15 protein-coding genes and 1 pseudogene are annotated in these 17586 nt (G+C 42.3%); 15 read left to right on the top strand and 1 reads right to left on the bottom strand.

Going from position 1 to position 17586, the window contains the following annotated elements; all coding sequences use genetic code 11:
* Positions 1-19 precede the first annotated feature (19 nt).
* The 10 genes from mdh to QUF94_RS08020 all read left to right on the top strand — a co-directional run bounded on the left by mdh (position 20) and on the right by QUF94_RS08020 (position 12062).
* Positions 20-955 carry a malate dehydrogenase gene (mdh, locus tag QUF94_RS07975; RefSeq protein ID WP_289315387.1) on the top strand — a complete coding sequence of 312 codons (936 nt, stop codon included), beginning with the start codon at positions 20-22 and terminating at the stop codon, positions 953-955.
* A 255-nt stretch (positions 956-1210) separates the two neighbouring features.
* The gene (locus QUF94_RS07980; RefSeq protein WP_289315388.1) at positions 1211-1930 is read left to right on the top strand and encodes a response regulator transcription factor; all 720 of its coding nucleotides are present in this window, start codon (positions 1211-1213) and stop codon (positions 1928-1930) included.
* The gene (gene pnpS / locus QUF94_RS07985) at positions 1927-3705 is read left to right on the top strand and encodes a two-component system histidine kinase PnpS (protein WP_289315389.1); all 1779 of its coding nucleotides are present in this window, start codon (positions 1927-1929) and stop codon (positions 3703-3705) included. The genes QUF94_RS07980 and pnpS overlap by 4 nt, the downstream gene beginning before the upstream one ends.
* 257 nt (positions 3706-3962) lie before the next feature.
* The gene (gene hflK, locus QUF94_RS07990; RefSeq protein WP_289318319.1) at positions 3963-4997 is read left to right on the top strand and encodes an FtsH protease activity modulator HflK; all 1035 of its coding nucleotides are present in this window, start codon (positions 3963-3965) and stop codon (positions 4995-4997) included.
* On the top strand, positions 4994-5926 hold the full coding sequence (hflC, locus tag QUF94_RS07995; protein ID WP_289315390.1) for a protease modulator HflC: 933 nt from the start codon (positions 4994-4996) through the stop codon (positions 5924-5926). Before hflK ends, hflC begins: the two co-directional genes overlap by 4 nt.
* A 128-nt stretch (positions 5927-6054) precedes the next feature.
* Positions 6055-8679 carry a DNA polymerase I gene (gene polA / locus QUF94_RS08000; protein ID WP_289315391.1) on the top strand — a complete coding sequence of 875 codons (2625 nt, stop codon included), beginning with the start codon at positions 6055-6057 and terminating at the stop codon, positions 8677-8679.
* Positions 8680-8698: 19 nt separating this feature from the next.
* Positions 8699-9529: a DNA-formamidopyrimidine glycosylase gene (gene mutM, locus QUF94_RS08005; protein ID WP_289315392.1), complete on the top strand. Its 831-nt coding sequence runs from the start codon at positions 8699-8701 to the stop codon at positions 9527-9529.
* A gap of 79 nt (positions 9530-9608) precedes the next feature.
* The gene (gene ytaF / locus QUF94_RS08010) at positions 9609-10241 is read left to right on the top strand and encodes a sporulation membrane protein YtaF (protein WP_289315393.1); all 633 of its coding nucleotides are present in this window, start codon (positions 9609-9611) and stop codon (positions 10239-10241) included.
* Between the two features lie 24 nt (positions 10242-10265).
* A complete protein-coding gene (gene coaE / locus QUF94_RS08015; RefSeq protein ID WP_289315394.1) occupies positions 10266-10865 on the top strand; it encodes a dephospho-CoA kinase in 600 nt (199 codons plus the stop codon).
* Between the two features lie 159 nt (positions 10866-11024).
* Positions 11025-12062, top strand: coding sequence for a glyceraldehyde-3-phosphate dehydrogenase (locus QUF94_RS08020; RefSeq protein WP_289315395.1), 1038 nt, complete (start codon positions 11025-11027; stop codon positions 12060-12062).
* 143 nt (positions 12063-12205) lie between these two features.
* Here the strand turns inward: QUF94_RS08020 and QUF94_RS08025 are convergent.
* Positions 12206-12448 (bottom strand): annotated as a pseudogene (locus QUF94_RS08025) (IS5/IS1182 family transposase); the annotation flags it as partial.
* Positions 12449-13021: 573 nt separating this feature from the next.
* Between QUF94_RS08025 and speD the strand changes: the two are divergent.
* From speD to ytxC, 5 genes are all read left to right on the top strand, one after another.
* Positions 13022-13402, top strand: a complete 381-nt coding sequence (gene speD / locus QUF94_RS08030; RefSeq protein ID WP_034311443.1) for an adenosylmethionine decarboxylase — start codon at positions 13022-13024, stop codon at positions 13400-13402.
* A gap of 262 nt (positions 13403-13664) precedes the next feature.
* Positions 13665-14126, top strand: a complete 462-nt coding sequence (gene nrdR / locus QUF94_RS08035) for a transcriptional regulator NrdR (protein WP_063232877.1) — start codon at positions 13665-13667, stop codon at positions 14124-14126.
* A 52-nt stretch (positions 14127-14178) separates the two neighbouring features.
* Positions 14179-15603 (top strand): replication initiation and membrane attachment family protein, encoded by a 1425-nt coding sequence (locus tag QUF94_RS08040; RefSeq protein ID WP_289315396.1) that lies wholly within the window; start codon positions 14179-14181, stop codon positions 15601-15603.
* Entirely contained in the window at positions 15590-16528 is a 939-nt protein-coding gene (dnaI, locus tag QUF94_RS08045) for a primosomal protein DnaI (protein WP_289315397.1), read from the top strand. Before QUF94_RS08040 ends, dnaI begins: the two co-directional genes overlap by 14 nt.
* A 121-nt stretch (positions 16529-16649) precedes the next feature.
* Complete coding sequence (ytxC, locus tag QUF94_RS08050; RefSeq protein ID WP_289315398.1) at positions 16650-17486, top strand: sporulation protein YtxC; 837 nt, start codon at positions 16650-16652, stop codon at positions 17484-17486.
* Positions 17487-17586: the final 100 nt, after the last annotated feature.

The raw sequence follows: 17586 nt of genomic DNA on the forward strand, positions 1-17586 counted from the left end.
TTTTAAGGAGGAAATTAACATGTCTAAACGAAAAAAAATCACAGTGGTTGGTGCCGGCTTCACTGGTGCTACAGCAGCATTCCTAGCAGCTCAAAAAGAACTTGGTGATATCGTTTTAGTTGATATTCCACAAGCTGAAAACCCTACAAAAGGCAAAGCTCTTGATATGGCGGAAGCAGGCCCGGTTCTAGGATTTGATGCTAACATCATCGGTACATCCGACTATAAGGATACAGCTGACTCCGACGTAGTGATCATCACTGCCGGTATTGCTCGCAAACCTGGCATGAGCCGTGACGACTTAGTGCAAACTAACCAAAAAGTTATGAAATCAGTAACTAAAGAAGTGGTTAAATATTCCCCGAACACGACAATCATCGTATTGACCAACCCAGTTGATGCAATGACTTACACTGTTTACAAAGAATCAGGTTTCCCTAAAGAACGCGTAATAGGACAATCAGGTGTTCTTGATACAGCTCGATTCCGTACTTTCGTAGCTCAAGAATTAAACTTATCCGTCAAAGATGTTACTGGTTTCGTACTTGGTGGACACGGTGACGATATGGTTCCTCTTGTACGTTACTCATATGCTGGCGGAATTCCTTTGGAAACATTGATCCCTCAAGATTGTTTAGAAGCAATCGTGGCTCGTACTCGTACTGGCGGCGGAGAGATCGTAAACCTTCTTGGGAACGGAAGCGCATATTATGCACCAGCTGCGTCTCTAGTGGAAATGGCTGAAGCGATCCTTAAAGACCAACGTCGCGTTCTTCCATCCATCGCTTATCTTGAAGGCGAATACGGATTCGAAGGAATCTACCTTGGAGTGCCAACTGTACTGGGTGCGAACGGTATTGAACAAATCATCGAACTTGAATTGACTGAAGACGAAAAAGCGGCACTTTCAAAATCAGTTGAATCTGTTAAAGCAGTAATGCAAGTTCTTCAATAAGGGATAGTGAAAACAATCTCTTGATCAGACTGCCCGGATACTGGAAGGGAAGGCCAAGGCCCCTTTCCAGTATCCGGGCAGTTTTTTTATCGGCTTAAAAAGGCGGCGGGAACCACTCTAGCGAGGTACTGAATGTAGGAATAACTTTCTATGTGTTTTTTTTATGTGTAAATTTCATATAATATTCTTTATAATGGAAGTGGATGAGTAGACTGAATTTGGTCTATGGGGTAATACATAATTCAGGAGGATCTAATGTCAAAGAAAATTCTCGTAGTGGATGATGAACAATCAATAGTTACCTTACTTCAGTACAATTTAGAACAAGCGGGCTATTCGGTGATTACGGCCTTGGATGGGGAACAAGGGCTCCAGGCTGCTGTGGATATACGCCCCGATTTAGTGGTATTGGATTTGATGCTGCCTAAAATGGATGGGCTTGAAGTATGCAAGGAGCTTCGCCAGCAAAAAATCAATATACCGATCTTGATGCTGACGGCAAAGGACGATGAATTTGACAAAGTGCTGGGACTTGAACTTGGAGCGGATGATTACTTGACCAAACCATTCAGTCCACGGGAGGTAGTGGCCCGGATTAAAGCCATATTAAGAAGATCCCAGTTTCAATCGAACGGCAGTGACTCAAGTCAGGATCAGGAAGATGGTCTCTTGAAATTAGGGGAATTGAAGGTATTCCCGGAACGATACGAAGCATTCTTTGATGAACAGCAATTAGAATTGACTCCAAAGGAATTTGAATTACTTTTATACTTGGCGAAGAATAAAGGAAGAGTGCTGACGAGGGACCAACTGCTCAGTGCGGTATGGAATTATGATTTCGCGGGAGATTCACGAATCGTCGATGTGCATATTAGCCATCTGCGTGAAAAAATAGAGAAGGATACAAAAAAACCTCTATATATTAAAACGATAAGGGGCTTGGGGTATAAGCTTGAGGAGCCTAAAAAAGAATGACGACCTACCGTAAAAAGCTCTTATATACCCTCATCACGCTCGTGATGGTCGTCCTGATGGCCGTGGGCTTTTTATTAGGACATTTGTTCAAAAGTTATTATATTAAAACGTTCAATGAGCGTATACAGAACGAAACATTTTTCATTTCTACATATATTCAAGAGCATGGGGGGATCGTGTCTTTTTTGGAAAAAGGCAAGACGGCAAAACTGACACCCCTTTTAGATTCGAACTTAACCATACTCTCCACGAATGGGGAAATATTATACGATTCGACATCATCCAATGAAATACTTAAAAGTCATGCCAATGTCCTTCGAAAAATAACTTTGGAAAAAGGGCTTAAGCATGGGGAAGGGTATGAAGTGGTTGAAGGGGAATCGGACCTCCATTATTATTGGAAGACGGTTGAAAAGGATGGCGAGATTGAAGGTTTTGTCGTTCATAGCAATGAAATAGAGGCCATCAATCAAGTGAATAAACAAATGTGGCAAATATTGATCATTTGTTTAGGAGTCGCCCTGATCATCATTCTCATGCTTGCGAGTAAAATCACTTCATATTATACCCGTCCGATCGAGGAAGCGACGATGGCAGCCATTGAACTGGCAAAAGGGAATTATGGAACTCGGACATTCGGGCGACATTCAGATGAAACGGGAATGCTGACAACTTCCTTGAACATATTGGCGAGGAATCTTCAGGAAACAGAGATAGCGAGGGAAATGAATCAGGATCGTTTGGAAACACTTGTTGAAAATATCGGTAGTGGAGTCTTGCTGATAGACAGTAAAGGGTATACCACCTTAATCAACCGTGAATTCAAGAAAAGCTTCCATGTAAACGCCGCTACGTTTTTGTTTCAGGAATATTACTCGGTCATTAAAGACCAGGAAGTGATTGCCATCATCGAAGAGATCTTTCGAACGGAAAAAACGATAAAACGCCAGGTGAAGATACCACTTGCCATCGAACGTAAACATTTTGAAATTTACGGGGCTCCAATCATCGGGAATCATGATGAATGGAAGGGGATTCTCCTCATTTTCCATGATATCACCGAATTGAAAAGGCTCGAACAGATGCGGAAGGATTTCGTGGCTAATGTGTCCCATGAATTGAGAACCCCGATTACATCTATTAAAGGCTTTTCAGAAACTTTGTTGGATGGGGCTTTAAAAGACGAAAAGACCTTAAAGCACTTTTTATCGATTATCCTGAAAGAAAGTGATCGGCTGCAAGAACTTATTCAGGAGCTTCTGAATTTATCTAAAATGGAGCAACAGGAATTCGTTTTGAACGCAGGCGTCGTGGATATTACGAAAGTGCTTGGCGAAATCCAAGAAATGCTTATTGGGAAGCTGAGGGAAAAAGAAGTCTCGCTTGAAATTAAAGCATCACGGGAACCGGTATTCATTGAAGGGGAATCTGACAGGATCAAACAGGTTTTCATTAATTTGATAACCAACGCATTGACCTATACACCTAATGGCGGGAGTGTCACCGTGAACATCTTGGAGAAAGAACAGACGGTTGATATTGCGGTTCAAGATAGCGGAATCGGCATCGAAGAAAAAGAACTGCCGAGGATCTTTGAACGGTTTTACCGGATCGATAAGGCAAGGAGCCGCGATTCAGGAGGAACTGGCATTGGACTTGCGATCGTCAAGCATATAATAGAAGTCCATAAAGGTAAAATCAACGTGGAGAGCACACCTGGAACGGGGACGACTTTTACAGTCACTTTAAATAAAAGCTTAAAAGGAAAAATGTAGTGGGTTTGTCAATTTACATTTCCTTTACAATTTCTTAAAACCCGCTTCATAATGCAGGGGTACAATGGTTGTACAACCCCTCATCCAAGGAGTTAAACATCGACAGAGACACATAGTCTCTGTCTTTTATTTTTGGCTATATTCCCCGGGAACCATTCCTCTATCCTATTTTCTTAGGAAAATATTTGATTTTTATGAAACTTTAGGCCCTTTCTTGCGTAAATAAGATATAACACAGCAAAGAAGGGGTGATACATATCGTTAGCTTAAAAAGGATATATACGATCACGGGACTAGTCTTTCTTATTTTAATTTTGGGTGTAGTTGCGATATCGACCTGGTACACGGTTGATGAATCCGATCAAGCTGTCATAATGACGTTTGGTGAGGTGGAGCAGACGATAACAGAACCGGGGCTTCACTTTAAACTGCCTTGGCCGATCCAAACGGTCGAGAAATTATCGAAAGAAACATTCAGTCTTAAATTTGGATATAAGGAAGAGGATGGAGAGGTGACGGATTACCCGAGTGAGACCAAAATGATTACGGGTGATGAAAATATTGTGCTGGCAGATCTAGTGGTGCAGTGGAAAATAACAGACCCTCCAAAATATCTGTACAATGCAGATGATCCTGAGAAAATTTTATATGATACGACGTCAGCCGCGTTACGGAGCATTATCGGCAGTACGAAAATCGATGATGCACTTACATCTGGAAAAGCGCAAATTGAAGCGGATGTAAGGGATTTGTTGTCACAGCTAATGGAAAAATATGATGTTGGGATTTCCATATCAGCGGTTAAACTCCAGGATGTGGAGCTACCGAATGAAGAAGTTCGGAAAGCATTTACCAATGTAACGGATGCCCGTGAAACGGCTAATACGAAAGTCAACGAAGCGGATAAATATGAAAATAAACGGATGAATGAAGCGGAAGGGGAAAAAGACGCCATCATTTCACAGGCTAATGGGGATAAAGCTGCCCGGACGGAAGCTGCCCGTGGGGATGTTGCGGTCTTTGAAAAATTACTCAGTGAGTATAAGGGCAATAAGGGGATTACGAAGGACCGCCTTATTATTGAGACCCTCGAAGGAGTATTGCCGAATGCGGAGATTTATATCATGAATGATGATGGAAACACAATGAAGTACTTGCCGCTTCGCCCGCTTGAAAAGGAAGAAACGAAAAAAACGCCTGCTCCTGATGAAGCCGCTACACCTGAAGAAGGAACGAAAAAAGGGAATGCATCGGAAGAAAAAGCGACAGGGGAAGGGGGCGTTAAACAATGAGCGGAAAAATAGTAGATTTCTCTGAGCTTAAAAAAGGTGATTTTCATTGGAGAGGCTATGTGAAATTTGGCATTTTCTTGATTATTTTCATCGCGTTGCTGCTAATCATCTTCACCAATGTATATATCGTCAAAGAGGGCGAATATAAAGTCGTCCGTCAATTCGGAGAGGTGGTAAGGATTGATAAGTCCCCGGGATTAAAGGCGAAGGTGCCATTCATTCAGAGTGTGATGACCTTGCCGAAGTATCAGATGAGTTCTGATGTATCTGAAGCGGAAATCAATACGAAAGATAAAAAGCGGATGTTGATCGATAACTATGCAGTATGGAGAATAGAAGATCCGAAGAAATTGATTACAAATGCAAGGACGCTCGAGAATGCCGAAACGAAAATGGAAGAGTTCATCTATTCGGCAGTTCGTTCAGAGCTTGGACAGCTGAATTATGATGAAATCATCAATGATGAGAAGTCATCCAGGGGAAGTCTAAACGACCGCATAACGGATAAAGTCAACGATCTGCTGCAAAAGGACAGTTATGGCATCAGCTTGACGGATGTCCGGATAAAGCGGACCGACCTGCCCGCCGAAAACGAAGCATCCGTCTTCAAGAGGATGATTTCCGAGCGGGAATCGAAAGCGCAAGAGTACCTATCCAAAGGTGATGCGAAGAAAAACCGTATCATTGCGGATACTGATCGGAAAGTGAAAGAATTGCTATCAACTGCAGAAGCTGATGCAGAAGTGATCAGGGCTGAAGGAGAAGGGGAAGCAGCGAAAATCTATAATAAGTCGTTTTCCAAAGACCCCGAATTCTATAAACTATACCGGACTCTTGAATCCTATAAAAAAACCATTGGAGATCAAACGGTCATCATCCTGCCGTCGGATTCCCCTTATGCCAGCTTGTTAATGGGAAATACTAAATAACCGCGTCGCCGTCATTTTTCTTTCCGCTTCTACTCATGGTAGAATAGAGAAAGAAAATGAACGGCTTTTTGCGTTTTTAAATAGAAGCTAAAACTACATAAACCTGTATTGACTGGAGGAAGACGGATTTGGATAAAAAGTTAGTACTCATAGATGGAAATAGCATTGCTTACCGTGCATTTTTTGCGCTTCCGCTCTTGAATAATGATAAAGGGGTCCATACGAATTCCGTGTACGGATTCACCATGATGCTCAACCGCATCCTTGAAGAAGAAAAGCCAACGCACATACTTGTTGCATTTGATGCGGGTAAAACGACATTCAGGCATGCGTCATTTAAAGAATATAAGGGAGGACGCCAAAAAACGCCGCCTGAATTATCCGAGCAATTTCCATTCATTCGCGAGCTGCTTGATTGTTTTCAAATAAAAAGGTATGAACTGGAGAACTACGAAGCCGATGATATTATCGGTACGCTTTCTTTACAAGCTGAAAAAGATGGTTTTGAAGTGAAGGTCATTTCCGGTGATAAGGATTTAACACAATTATCCTCCCCTAGTACGACGGTTTCCATCACGAAAAAGGGGATTACTGAAATTGAGGAATACACTCCAAAGCATATACATGAAAAATACGGTCTATCCCCCTTGCAGATCATTGACTTAAAAGGGCTGATGGGAGATGCCTCAGACAATATTCCCGGCATACCGGGTGTTGGTGAAAAGACTGCACTTAAGTTATTGCATCAATTTGAAACGGTGGAAAACCTTCTGCAGTCGATCGATGAGGTAAGCGGACAAAAATTGAAAGAAAAAATAGAAGAACATAAAGACCTGGCCCTATTAAGTAAAGAGCTGGCTACAATTACGAGGGAAGCTCCGCTTGAGGTTTCTGTAAATGAGACCGAGTACAGTGGCATAGATCAGGATCGAGTCATCTCATTCTATAAAGAGCTTGGCTTTTCGACTTTGCTCGATAAATTGGATGTAACGGAAAGTGAACCTCTTGAACAGGAAAAGATAGAGGTTCACACGGGTGAAATGACAGAAGGAATGTTTACAAATGAAAGTGCTTTATATGTTGAGACTTTAGAAGATAATTATCATCGTGCAGATATTATCGGGATTGCCATCAGTAATGAACAAGGTCATTTTTACTTCCATGGAGATGATGCCTTGAGTTCCGCGGCATTTAAAACTTGGGCAGAGGATGAAACAAAAAAGAAAACGGTTTTCGATGCGAAGCGTACGGTTGTGGCACTCCGTCATCGAGGCGTCGAAATAAAAGGCATCGATTTTGATGTGTTTTTGGCTTCCTATATCCTGGATCCGGCAGAGTCAGTGGACGAAGTGGCCGAAATCACGAAAACTCAAGGTACAATCCGTCTTGAAACCGATGATGTTTTTTATGGGAAAGGTGCAAAACGCAAGATACCTGAGCAAGCTGAACTAAGTGAGCATATCGCCAGAAAATCAAAGGCGATCCTTTCTCTTAAAGAACCGATGATCGATAAGCTGCAAGAGTTCGAGCAATATCATCTATTAACGGAACTGGAGCTTCCACTGTCGATCATCCTGGCGAATATGGAATGGCAGGGCATCAAGGTGGATATAGGCCGGCTTAAAAACATGGGGCAGGAATTAGCCATTCGTTTAAGAACCATCGAAGCGCGAATTTTTGATTTGGCTGGAGAGGCTTTCAATATCAATTCACCTAAACAGCTTGGGGCCATCCTTTTTGAAAAGTTGGAGCTTCCGGTCATGAAGAAAACTAAAACAGGTTATTCGACTTCAGCCGATGTGCTGGAAAAACTGGAGAGCCAGCATGATATCGTTAAGGAAATATTACTTTACCGCCAGCTTGGTAAGTTGCAATCGACTTATATTGAAGGCTTGCTTAAAGTGGTCAATGGTAAATCGGACAAGGTTCACACCCGGTTCAACCAAGCATTGACCCAGACCGGCCGGTTAAGTTCTACGGACCCCAATCTGCAGAATATCCCGATCAGACTGGAAGAAGGCAGGAAAATCAGGCAGGCATTCATTCCTTCCGAAAAGGATTGGATCATTTTTGCTGCTGACTATTCTCAAATCGAGTTACGCGTGCTGGCGCATATCGCCAATGACAGCGGATTGGTGGAAGCATTCCAGGCCGGGATGGACATCCATACAAGGACAGCTATGGATGTGTTCCATGTATCGGCGGAGGAAGTCACTTCGAACATGAGGCGCCAAGCCAAAGCGGTCAACTTCGGAATCGTTTATGGTATAAGTGATTACGGGCTATCTCAAAGTCTTGGTATCACGAGAAAAGAAGCTGGAGAGTTCATCGAGAAGTATTTAAGGAGCTTTCCTGGTGTTCAGGAATATATGGAAGAAAGCATACATGAAGCCCGTCAAAAAGGGTATAGCACGACCCTGATGCAAAGAAGGCGATATATACCTGAGATTACAAGCAGGAATTTCAACATCAGGAGCTTTGCCGAACGGACAGCGATGAACACGCCGATTCAAGGCAGTGCCGCGGATATCATCAAGCTTGCGATGATAAATATGAATAAGCGCCTGAAAAGTGAAGGGCTGAAAACGAGAATGCTTCTTCAGGTGCATGATGAATTGATTTTTGAAACTCCTCCTGAGGAACTCGAAATCCTTAAGGTGATCGTTCCTGAGGAAATGGAAAATGCCATTGAATTGAACGTGCCCCTTAAGGTGGATTATGCTTTCGGGCCGACATGGTTTGATGCCAAATAATAAAAGATAGGTGATTGCAATGCCAGAACTTCCAGAAGTGGAAACAGTCAGAAGAACGTTAGAGCAGCTCGTACTCGGAAAAGAGATCAAGGAAGTGTCCGTCTTCTGGCCAAAGATCATTAAAGCTCCTGAGCCTGTCGAACAGTTTCAGGATGCTTTAAGGGGTCAGACAATACAGAGTATAGGCCGTCGGGGAAAGTTCCTCATTTTCACATTGGATGATTATTCGATGGTTTCGCATTTAAGGATGGAAGGGAAATACGGGGTGCATCCAAAAGAAGAGCCTTACGATAAGCATACCCATGTAATCTTCACTTTCACGGATGGCAGTGAACTTCGTTACAGGGATGTCCGGAAATTCGGTACGATGCATCTGTTTGCAAAAGGGGAAGAACTTGAGCGGTTGCCGCTATTGCATTTAGGGCCTGAACCGTTATCTGAAGATTTTACTGTCGAGGGGCTTAGTGCGAAATTGGCAAGAACCAACAGGAAAATCAAGCCGGTTCTCCTTGATCAAACGGTTGTCGTTGGGATTGGGAATATATATGTGGACGAGTCGTTATTCCGTTCTGGTATCCATCCGGAGAGAATCGCTTCTTCACTAACATTGCAGGAAATAAAAACGTTGCATGCAGAAATCATTGCAACGTTAGCTGAAGCGGTGGAAAAAGGCGGAAGCACGATTCGTTCATACCTCAACTCTCAAGGGCAAATCGGCATGTTTCAGTTGGAACTGAATGTCTATGGACGAAAGGGCGAGAACTGCAAAACATGCGGCACGCCACTTGAAAAACTGGTTGTTGGAGGACGCGGCACACATATTTGCCCGTTGTGCCAGCCGCTTATTTAGCTAATGTTTTTTCAAACACATCGGATGGGCTCCTTCCATATACTAGGGTAGCAACGAGAAGGGAAGGAGTAATATTCCGATGTGGCTACAAATTATTTTTCTTGCTTTTGCAGTTAGTATTGACGGGTTTGGCGTAGGTTTGACATTCGGTATGCGGAAGATGAAAATCCCCTTAAAGTCAATAGCGGTCATCTCATTTTGTTCTGCATTGAGTTTAGGTATAGCGATGGTCATCGGACAATTCATCAGCCAGCTCATATCTATCGGGGCGGCTGAAAAAACGGGGGGCATCATCCTCATCTTTCTTGGTGCCTGGATGGTATACCAGTATTTTAAGCCTGAAAAAGATCTGAAAGATGATAGATACCATGAAAAGATCATCTTTAATTTTGAAATTAAATCACTTGGGGTAGTCATTAATATTTTACAAAAACCATTGAATGCCGATTTTGATAAATCAGGTACGATCACCGGTATTGAAGCGCTTGTTCTGGGGTTTGCACTTTCGCTGGATGCGTTCGGAGCTGGAGTCGGAGCGGCTATGATCGGGATTTCACCGATTATCCTCGCAGGATGCATCGCTGTTATGAGTTCGATTTTCATTTGGAGCGGAATTCAAAGCGGGAAATTGCTTTCAAATAATAAAGTTGTCCAGCATTTGACCTTTCTTCCAGGTGTACTATTGATCATCATCGGTTTATTCAAGTTATGATACGTGGTTTAAAAGGGGGAGCTTATGGGACAAATCATCGGAATCACCGGAGGCATCGCCAGTGGGAAAAGCAGTGTCAGCCTCTATTTACAGGAACTGGGATTCACGATTGTGGATGCAGATCTGGCTTCCCGTGCTGTCGTTGAGCCAGGTGAAGAAGCCTATCATCAAGTTGTGAAGGCATTTGGTGAAGATATCTTATTGAAGGATGGGAATATAGACCGCGCAAAGCTTGGGTCGATAATATTTCATGATCAGGAAAAGAGATTGCTATTGAATGGCATCGTGCATCCTGCCGTCAGGAATTGGATGCGCCTCAAGACGGAAGAGGCACTCGCTTCAGGGGAAGAAACTGTGTTCATGGATATTCCGCTCCTATTTGAAAGTAAGCTGACATTCATGGTGGAAAAGACGCTTTTGATATATGTGGATGAGCAAGTTCAACTGAAACGATTAATGAACAGGAATGGTCTTTCGGAGACGGAGGCACTTGCCAGGATCCATTCGCAAATGCCCTTGGCCGATAAAAAGGCTTTAGCGGATGCCGTCATCGACAATAATGGGGACATTAATGATACGAAGAAGCAAGTGAAGGCCATACTTAGCGATTGGCATGTAATATAATTGTGATAAAAGGAAGAAACCTCAGGGTTTCTTCCTTTTATGTTGAAAAAATAAGAACAATCCGCATTTTTATTAGCACAATTCAACTGAATTATGTTATACTAATTACATAAGAAAGGTAATAAGTATAACATTAATATTTTTTGGAGGGTCCGAACAATGAATTCAAGAATAGCGATTAACGGATTTGGGAGAATTGGAAGAATGGTTTTCCGAAAGGCCATATTAGATGAGAGTTTGGACATTGTTGCCATTAATGCAAGCTATCCTGCTGAAACTTTAGCCCACTTACTAAAATATGATACGATACATGGTAAATTCGACGGTATCATTATAGCGGAAGATGATTCACTTGTAGTGAATGGCCGCCGAGTAAAACTAATAAATAACCGCGATCCAAAGCTATTGCCTTGGAAAGAGATGAACATAGATATTGTAATTGAAGCTACGGGTAAATTTAATGACCGTTCTAAAGCGGCTCTTCATTTAGAAGCAGGGGCAAAAAGAGTGATTTTATCTGCGCCGGGTAAAAATGAAGACGTTACCATTGTCATGGGCGTCAATCAGGAAGTGCTGGAAATCGACAAGCATTTTGTCATATCCAATGCATCTTGTACAACTAACTGTCTTGGACCGGTTGCAAAAGTGCTTGATGAAAAATTCGGCATAAACAACGGTTTAATGACAACGATACATTCTTATACAAACGATCAAAATAATATCGATAACCCGCACAAAGACTTAAGACGAGCCCGTGCCGCTGCGGAAAGCATCATTCCTACCACCACAGGGGCTGCAAAAGCCATCTCCCTGGTGTTGCCTCAATTAAAAGGCAAACTTCATGGAATGGCGATACGCGTACCGACACCTAACGTATCTCTAGTCGATCTTGTTGTGGACCTAAACCGTGATGTCACGATTGATGAAGTGAACCAAGCGTTCATCGACGCTTCGGAAAATGAACTTAAAGGAATCATGGAATTCACGCTGGAACCTTTAGTTTCCAGCGATTTCAAAACTAATCCTCACTCTGCCATCATCGATGGTTTGACAACGATGATGATTGGGAACAGGAAAGTGAAAGTCCTGGCTTGGTATGATAATGAGTGGGGTTACTCCAACCGGGTAGTGGACCTTGTGAAATTAGTTGCGTCCGAGTTGAAAAAAACTTCAGAAGTCGAGTTAACAGTAAAATAATGAAAATAAACGGGCCTGCTAAATTTTTTTTAGCGGGCTCAGTTTGTAGACAAAAAGGTTCAAAATGGTGATTCCGAAACCTTTTTGATTTTTTATTGGATTTGAAGCAGTTATAGAGAATAGTTGACCCATCGCATATCATGTTTTTCTTTTGTATCTGCAGCAACTGCTTCTGGTTTTCCAATTTTCTCAATCACTTGTTCAACCAGAGGCTGATATGACTATCATCCGTATTTCCGGGTGTTACTATCGTCCTCAACACAAATCCATAACGGTTTGTTGCCGCATGAACCGAATAGGCAAACTTGTTTTTGTCGTTCATCTTTCACATAGTAGCTACTCACAGGATCAGTTGAATTGTCCTTAATCTCCTTGGTTTTCTTCCTTAAATAGACTGTGAGAGTTCCATCTTACTGTTAAAACAAAGTTGATTGGAGCGGGTGTACGAGACTCCTGCGGGAAAAGCGCGTCCAAGGGAGACCTCTCAGGCGCAATGGCGCCGAGGGCGGACCGCCCGCGGAAAGCGAGTGCCCTACGTTCCAATCAACGGCCAAATATTAAAAATCTAAAAAAACAGTAAGCAAACTCAATTATTATCGAGTTTGTTTACTGTCTGGGTCTGCTAAAATTTTTTAGCGGGCTATTTTTCATTCATTGATCAATCAATTCTGGCGGTTTTAAGGCGCTGAATAAACCGGAAAACAGTAATTTTCCTCCCATTTGACCCTTCACTATATCCCTATTACATTTAAAGTTTATCTTTCCTAAAATTCAATTTGGAGTTGCAAAAAAAATTCAAACCATATATACTATGAATCGTGAACTTCTTCAAAAGCGGTTTGCATGATGGCTACTTAAAGGGTTAGGACCTCTTTGGACTAACTTTCCCCCGTGGTAGTTATCAGACTTAATTTTTAATCATGGTAAGGGGGAAGCTTAATATGGAAACAGCTTACACTATGGAAACTATGGGTAGACATGTCATTTCTGAACTTTGGGGTTGTGACTTTGAAAAACTGAACAATATCGATTTAATTGAAAAGATTTTTGTTGATGCTGCTTTGAAATCAGGTGCAGAGGTACGAGAAGTTGCCTTTCACAAGTTTGCTCCACAAGGAGTTAGCGGGGTTGTCATCATTTCTGAATCACACTTAACGATTCACAGTTTTCCAGAACACGGCTATGCTAGCATTGATGTCTATACATGCGGTAACTTGGATCCGAATATTGCGGCAGATTATATTGCAGAAGCTTTGAACGCGCAAACACGTGAAAACATAGAATTACCACGTGGATTAGGTCCTGTACAAATGAAAAAAGCCAATATAAGTGCCCTATAAAAAACACGTATACACAGAGATGCCATGGGTGCATCTCTTTTTTAATTCAGCAATCTTGCTCCAATTTATAGGGTAAGATAACCATGAACACAAAGACTTTGATAAAGGTGCTTCAAGTGCATGACAAAAAGTGCATACTGCTGGAAGTTACACTTTTTACTTGTACTGGCCGTTCCTTTTAATATAAGATTAAGGTAGAAAAGTAATTCCTTGGGGAACATTTAGATAGGGGAGTCCTACATAAAATACGGAGCTGATAATGATGAAATGCCCATCATGTCAATATAACGGAACAAGAGTGCTCGATTCCAGGCCAGTCGATGAAAGTAAATCGATTCGACGACGCCGTGAATGTGAGGCATGTGGTTTTCGATTCACGACATTTGAAAAGGTGGAGGAAACACCTCTTATTGTAGTGAAAAAGGGCGGGACACGGGAAGAGTTCAGTCGTGATAAAATCCTGCGTGGCTTAATCAGGGCTTGCGAAAAACGTCCGGTTCCCTTGAAAGAACTAGAGCAAATTACCAGTTATGTAGAAAAAGAACTGCGCAATCAGGGCATAGCGGAAGTGAAAAGCGACAGTGTCGGCGAAATGGTGATGGATAAGCTGGCAGAAGTCGATGAGGTGGCCTATGTTCGGTTCGCATCCGTCTATCGGCAATTTAAAGACATCAATGTCTTTATCGATGAATTGAAAGATTTAATAAATAAAGAAAGAAAGTAGAGCTGAAGATTTACTTTGGCTCTTTTTTCACTACATCTTTTGAAAGGTTTGAATGGAGATGTCAATGCATTGGCAAGAATTGCTCCCAGCGGATTCATATTTGGTCTCATCTGCGGGGCTGCTTCATGATTATGATCGGAAAATACTGACCCGACTATATCAACCTCTTATTGGACCTATCTGTATCAGCCTTTATATGACGTTATGGAGTGAGTTGGAGGAAAACAGGCTATGGTCGGAAACCTCCTCACACTATCAATTAATGAATACCATCGGCCTTAAGTTAGGTGATATTTACGAAGCACGGCTTTTACTTGAGGGAATCGGTTTGTTGAATGTATATAAGAAATCGGAGAATGACACGAAGGAATTTATCTATGAGTTAAACCCGCCGCTTTCCCCCCAGCAGTTTTTCACGGATGGAATGCTGAATATCTACTTATACAAAAAGATCGGTAAAGTACAATTCAACCGGTTGAAGAGATTCTTTTGTGATGATCATATTTTAACGGATCAATATGAAAGTGTGACTAAATCTTTTGCGGAGGTATTCTCATCAGATCACTTGGACTCTTTATATGTAACGGATGAAGCGAAAAATGAATGGAAACCGATCCCTGAACAGCAATTCATCGATCGGGCGGATGGCGTCGAACCAACGGGGTTTGACAACTTATTTGATTTTGAACTTTTATTTGCCGGGATGAAATCCTCGATCGTACCGAAAAAGGCCTTTACCCCGAAAATAAAAAGTACGATTGCCAAGCTTGCTTTTTTATATGGCATTGATCCGCTTGAAATGCAAAAACTAGTAATGGATGCCGTTTCATTGGATGATGAGATCGATGAGGAATTGCTTAGGAAGGCGGCCAGGGACTGGTATCAGATCGAACGGCAGGCCGATATGCCTTCCCTTGTCAATCGTGTGCAGCCGATCCGTGAACGGACACAAAAAGAAGAACCGAAAACGCAGGAACAAGAGCTCATCCGTCATTTGGAGACGATTTCTCCAAGAGAGCGGCTGATGCAATTGTCAGGCGGTGCTGAGCCATCAAGCGGTGATTTGAAAGTGGTGGAGGGCGTGATGATCAATCAAAAGCTGAATCCGGGTGTCGTCAATGTCTTGATTGAATATGTCATGCTCAAAACGGATATGAAGTTCACGAAGGGCTATGTGGAAAAGCTGGCAGGCCATTGGGCACGGCTGAAGGTCTCCACGGTCATCGAGGCGATGGAACTGGCTAAAAATGAACACCGGAAATATCAGGACTGGGCTCAGGGAAGCAGGAATGTTGCGAAGGGCGGCCGGAAAAAGACGATACGGGAAGAAGTGGTTCCGGAGTGGCTTGAGAAAAAAGAAGAAGCACAGCAGGAGCAGACTGCGGATCAACCTGAATTGAATGCCCAGAAACGTGAGCTTCAGGAGAAATGGAAGCAGTGGAAAGCTGGAGGTGAAATGAACGATGGAAAAGATTAATAGATCCCTTAATAAATTGGCCAATACAAACCAATTTCAAGAGCGTTATGAAAAGCTGAAGCAGGAGATTTTTGAAGACGAACAGGTGCGGTTATTTTTGAATGCCAACAGTTCGACTGTCACGAAGGAAATGATAGACAAAAACTTGGGGAAGCTTTATGAGTTCACTTCACAAAGCAATAAGTGTGATAAATGTCCAAGCTTGGATGGCTGCATCAATATGATGCATGGGTATTATCCTAAATTGGTCGTTCAAGGGAAGGCCTTGAATCTGAATTATGAAATCTGCCCGCGGAAATTCGCAGAGGATGAAAAGCGAAAACGGGAAAAATTGATCCGTAGCCTTTACGTGCCGAAGGATATTTTAAAGGCGACCATCGAGGACTTCACTCAAACGGATGATGAAAACAAACGCTTGAGTGTTTTAAGTAAGGCGATGTCGTTCATTATGGAGTATGAGCCGGGTAAAAGGCAAAAAGGCTTATATATATACGGGAAATTCGGTGTTGGGAAAACCTATTTATTAGGTGCGATTGCCAATGAACTTGCAGAAAGGCAAATTTCCTCCCTTATTGTCTATGTGCCTGACTACTTGAGGGAACTTAAAGGGTCGATAGGTGATAATACGGTCAATGAAAAAATTGAGATGGTGAAAACGGCACCTGTCCTCATGCTGGATGATATTGGAGCGGAGTCCATGACGAGCTGGGGACGCGATGAGGTTTTTGGTCCGATTTTGCAATTTAGGATGCTGGAAAACTTGCCGACGTTTTTCACTTCGAATTTTGACATGAATGGCTTGGAGAATCACCTAACCTTTTCACAGCGTGGTGAGAAGGAAGAAGTGAAGGCGGCCAGGGTACTGGAACGAATTCAATATTTAGCGGAGCCCGTCAAGCTGGATGGCGTGAATCGGAGAAGATAAAGGAAAGTGGTCTCTTAATGGAGGTCACTTTTTTCTGATTACAAGGTCCATCCTACTTCTAAACACGTCCCCATCCCCATATACATGAAAAAAGAAGCAAGGGGGAAGGGGGGATGTCGTAGTGCAAATTTCGTTTCAAAACGATTCAGAGGCTTTGAAATTACTGAATTTCGTTTCTGCCCATCCGCTAGGGGCAGAATTTCAACCATACATTCGATTTCTTCCGCAACAAGGCATGCATGTGGATATGACGGAGTCTTCAGGTGATAAATGGCTAATTCTGCTTCGTGATGCATTTCATTCTTTTTTATTGGAAGAAAAGACGCTTCCTGTTCTGGAGCAAATAATAGTCGGTAAATTTTTTTATAGGGAACGGGAAGAAATTGAAGCCATCACTGAGATTGCTTCATCCATCATTGAAGGGGAACGTGCAAGGAATCAAGAAGAAGTATTCAGTACGGAGAAACGATTGATTGAGGAAGGACTACAAAGCATTTTGGCGGGGAAGGTATCTTTTTCATTCGATTCTTTTACGACCTTCCGTTTAAAATCATTTCAGCACACTTTGGAAAAGTATGTCGTCAAGGCGATTGATGAATACAAGTTGGAACAGGATTATCAAAATTTCATTGCCACTCTCCGTGATTGCCTTCAGGGGCAGGAGTCGAAATTAAGAAAGCTTCACCTCGTCAATCGGGATGGTTTTCACTTCTATGATCAGAAATTCAGCAAGCTCGACCGTCCAAAAATCAATAGTATGATCGACAGGAGGCTTCTTGCCAAAAGTTCACTTTTTCTAGATACGGTGATACTTGCCCCACTTTTATCGATTGCTCCTGAAAACTTGTGTATCTATACCGATGACAAGGAAGAAGGGCTGATCCAGACCATTTCAAGGATTTTCGAAGAACGGGCAACCATCTTGCCACTTTCGTCTTTTTCTAATGCATTTGAATGATCTTTCTTGTAAAAAAGAAAATTAACCTTGATTTTCACCGTATAACAAATTATAATTTCCTACATACTATTAAAAAACAAAAAGTTATGATGAGGACAAG

This window comes from Peribacillus sp. NJ4 (assembly GCF_030348345.1).
GTDB lineage: Bacteria > Bacillota > Bacilli > Bacillales > DSM-1321 > Peribacillus.

Coding starts and splice junctions, on each gene's coding strand:
- mdh (WP_289315387.1), top strand. CDS start 20: ATGTCTAAACGAAAAAAAATCACAGTGGTTGGTGCCGGCTTCACTGGT.
- QUF94_RS07980 (WP_289315388.1), top strand. CDS start 1,211: ATGTCAAAGAAAATTCTCGTAGTGGATGATGAACAATCAATAGTTACC.
- pnpS (WP_289315389.1), top strand. CDS start 1,927: ATGACGACCTACCGTAAAAAGCTCTTATATACCCTCATCACGCTCGTG.
- hflC (WP_289315390.1), top strand. CDS start 4,994: ATGAGCGGAAAAATAGTAGATTTCTCTGAGCTTAAAAAAGGTGATTTT.
- mutM (WP_289315392.1), top strand. CDS start 8,699: ATGCCAGAACTTCCAGAAGTGGAAACAGTCAGAAGAACGTTAGAGCAG.
- ytaF (WP_289315393.1), top strand. CDS start 9,609: ATGTGGCTACAAATTATTTTTCTTGCTTTTGCAGTTAGTATTGACGGG.
- coaE (WP_289315394.1), top strand. CDS start 10,266: ATGGGACAAATCATCGGAATCACCGGAGGCATCGCCAGTGGGAAAAGC.
- QUF94_RS08020 (WP_289315395.1), top strand. CDS start 11,025: ATGAATTCAAGAATAGCGATTAACGGATTTGGGAGAATTGGAAGAATG.
- speD (WP_034311443.1), top strand. CDS start 13,022: ATGGAAACTATGGGTAGACATGTCATTTCTGAACTTTGGGGTTGTGAC.
- nrdR (WP_063232877.1), top strand. CDS start 13,665: ATGAAATGCCCATCATGTCAATATAACGGAACAAGAGTGCTCGATTCC.
- QUF94_RS08040 (WP_289315396.1), top strand. CDS start 14,179: ATGGAGATGTCAATGCATTGGCAAGAATTGCTCCCAGCGGATTCATAT.
- dnaI (WP_289315397.1), top strand. CDS start 15,590: ATGGAAAAGATTAATAGATCCCTTAATAAATTGGCCAATACAAACCAA.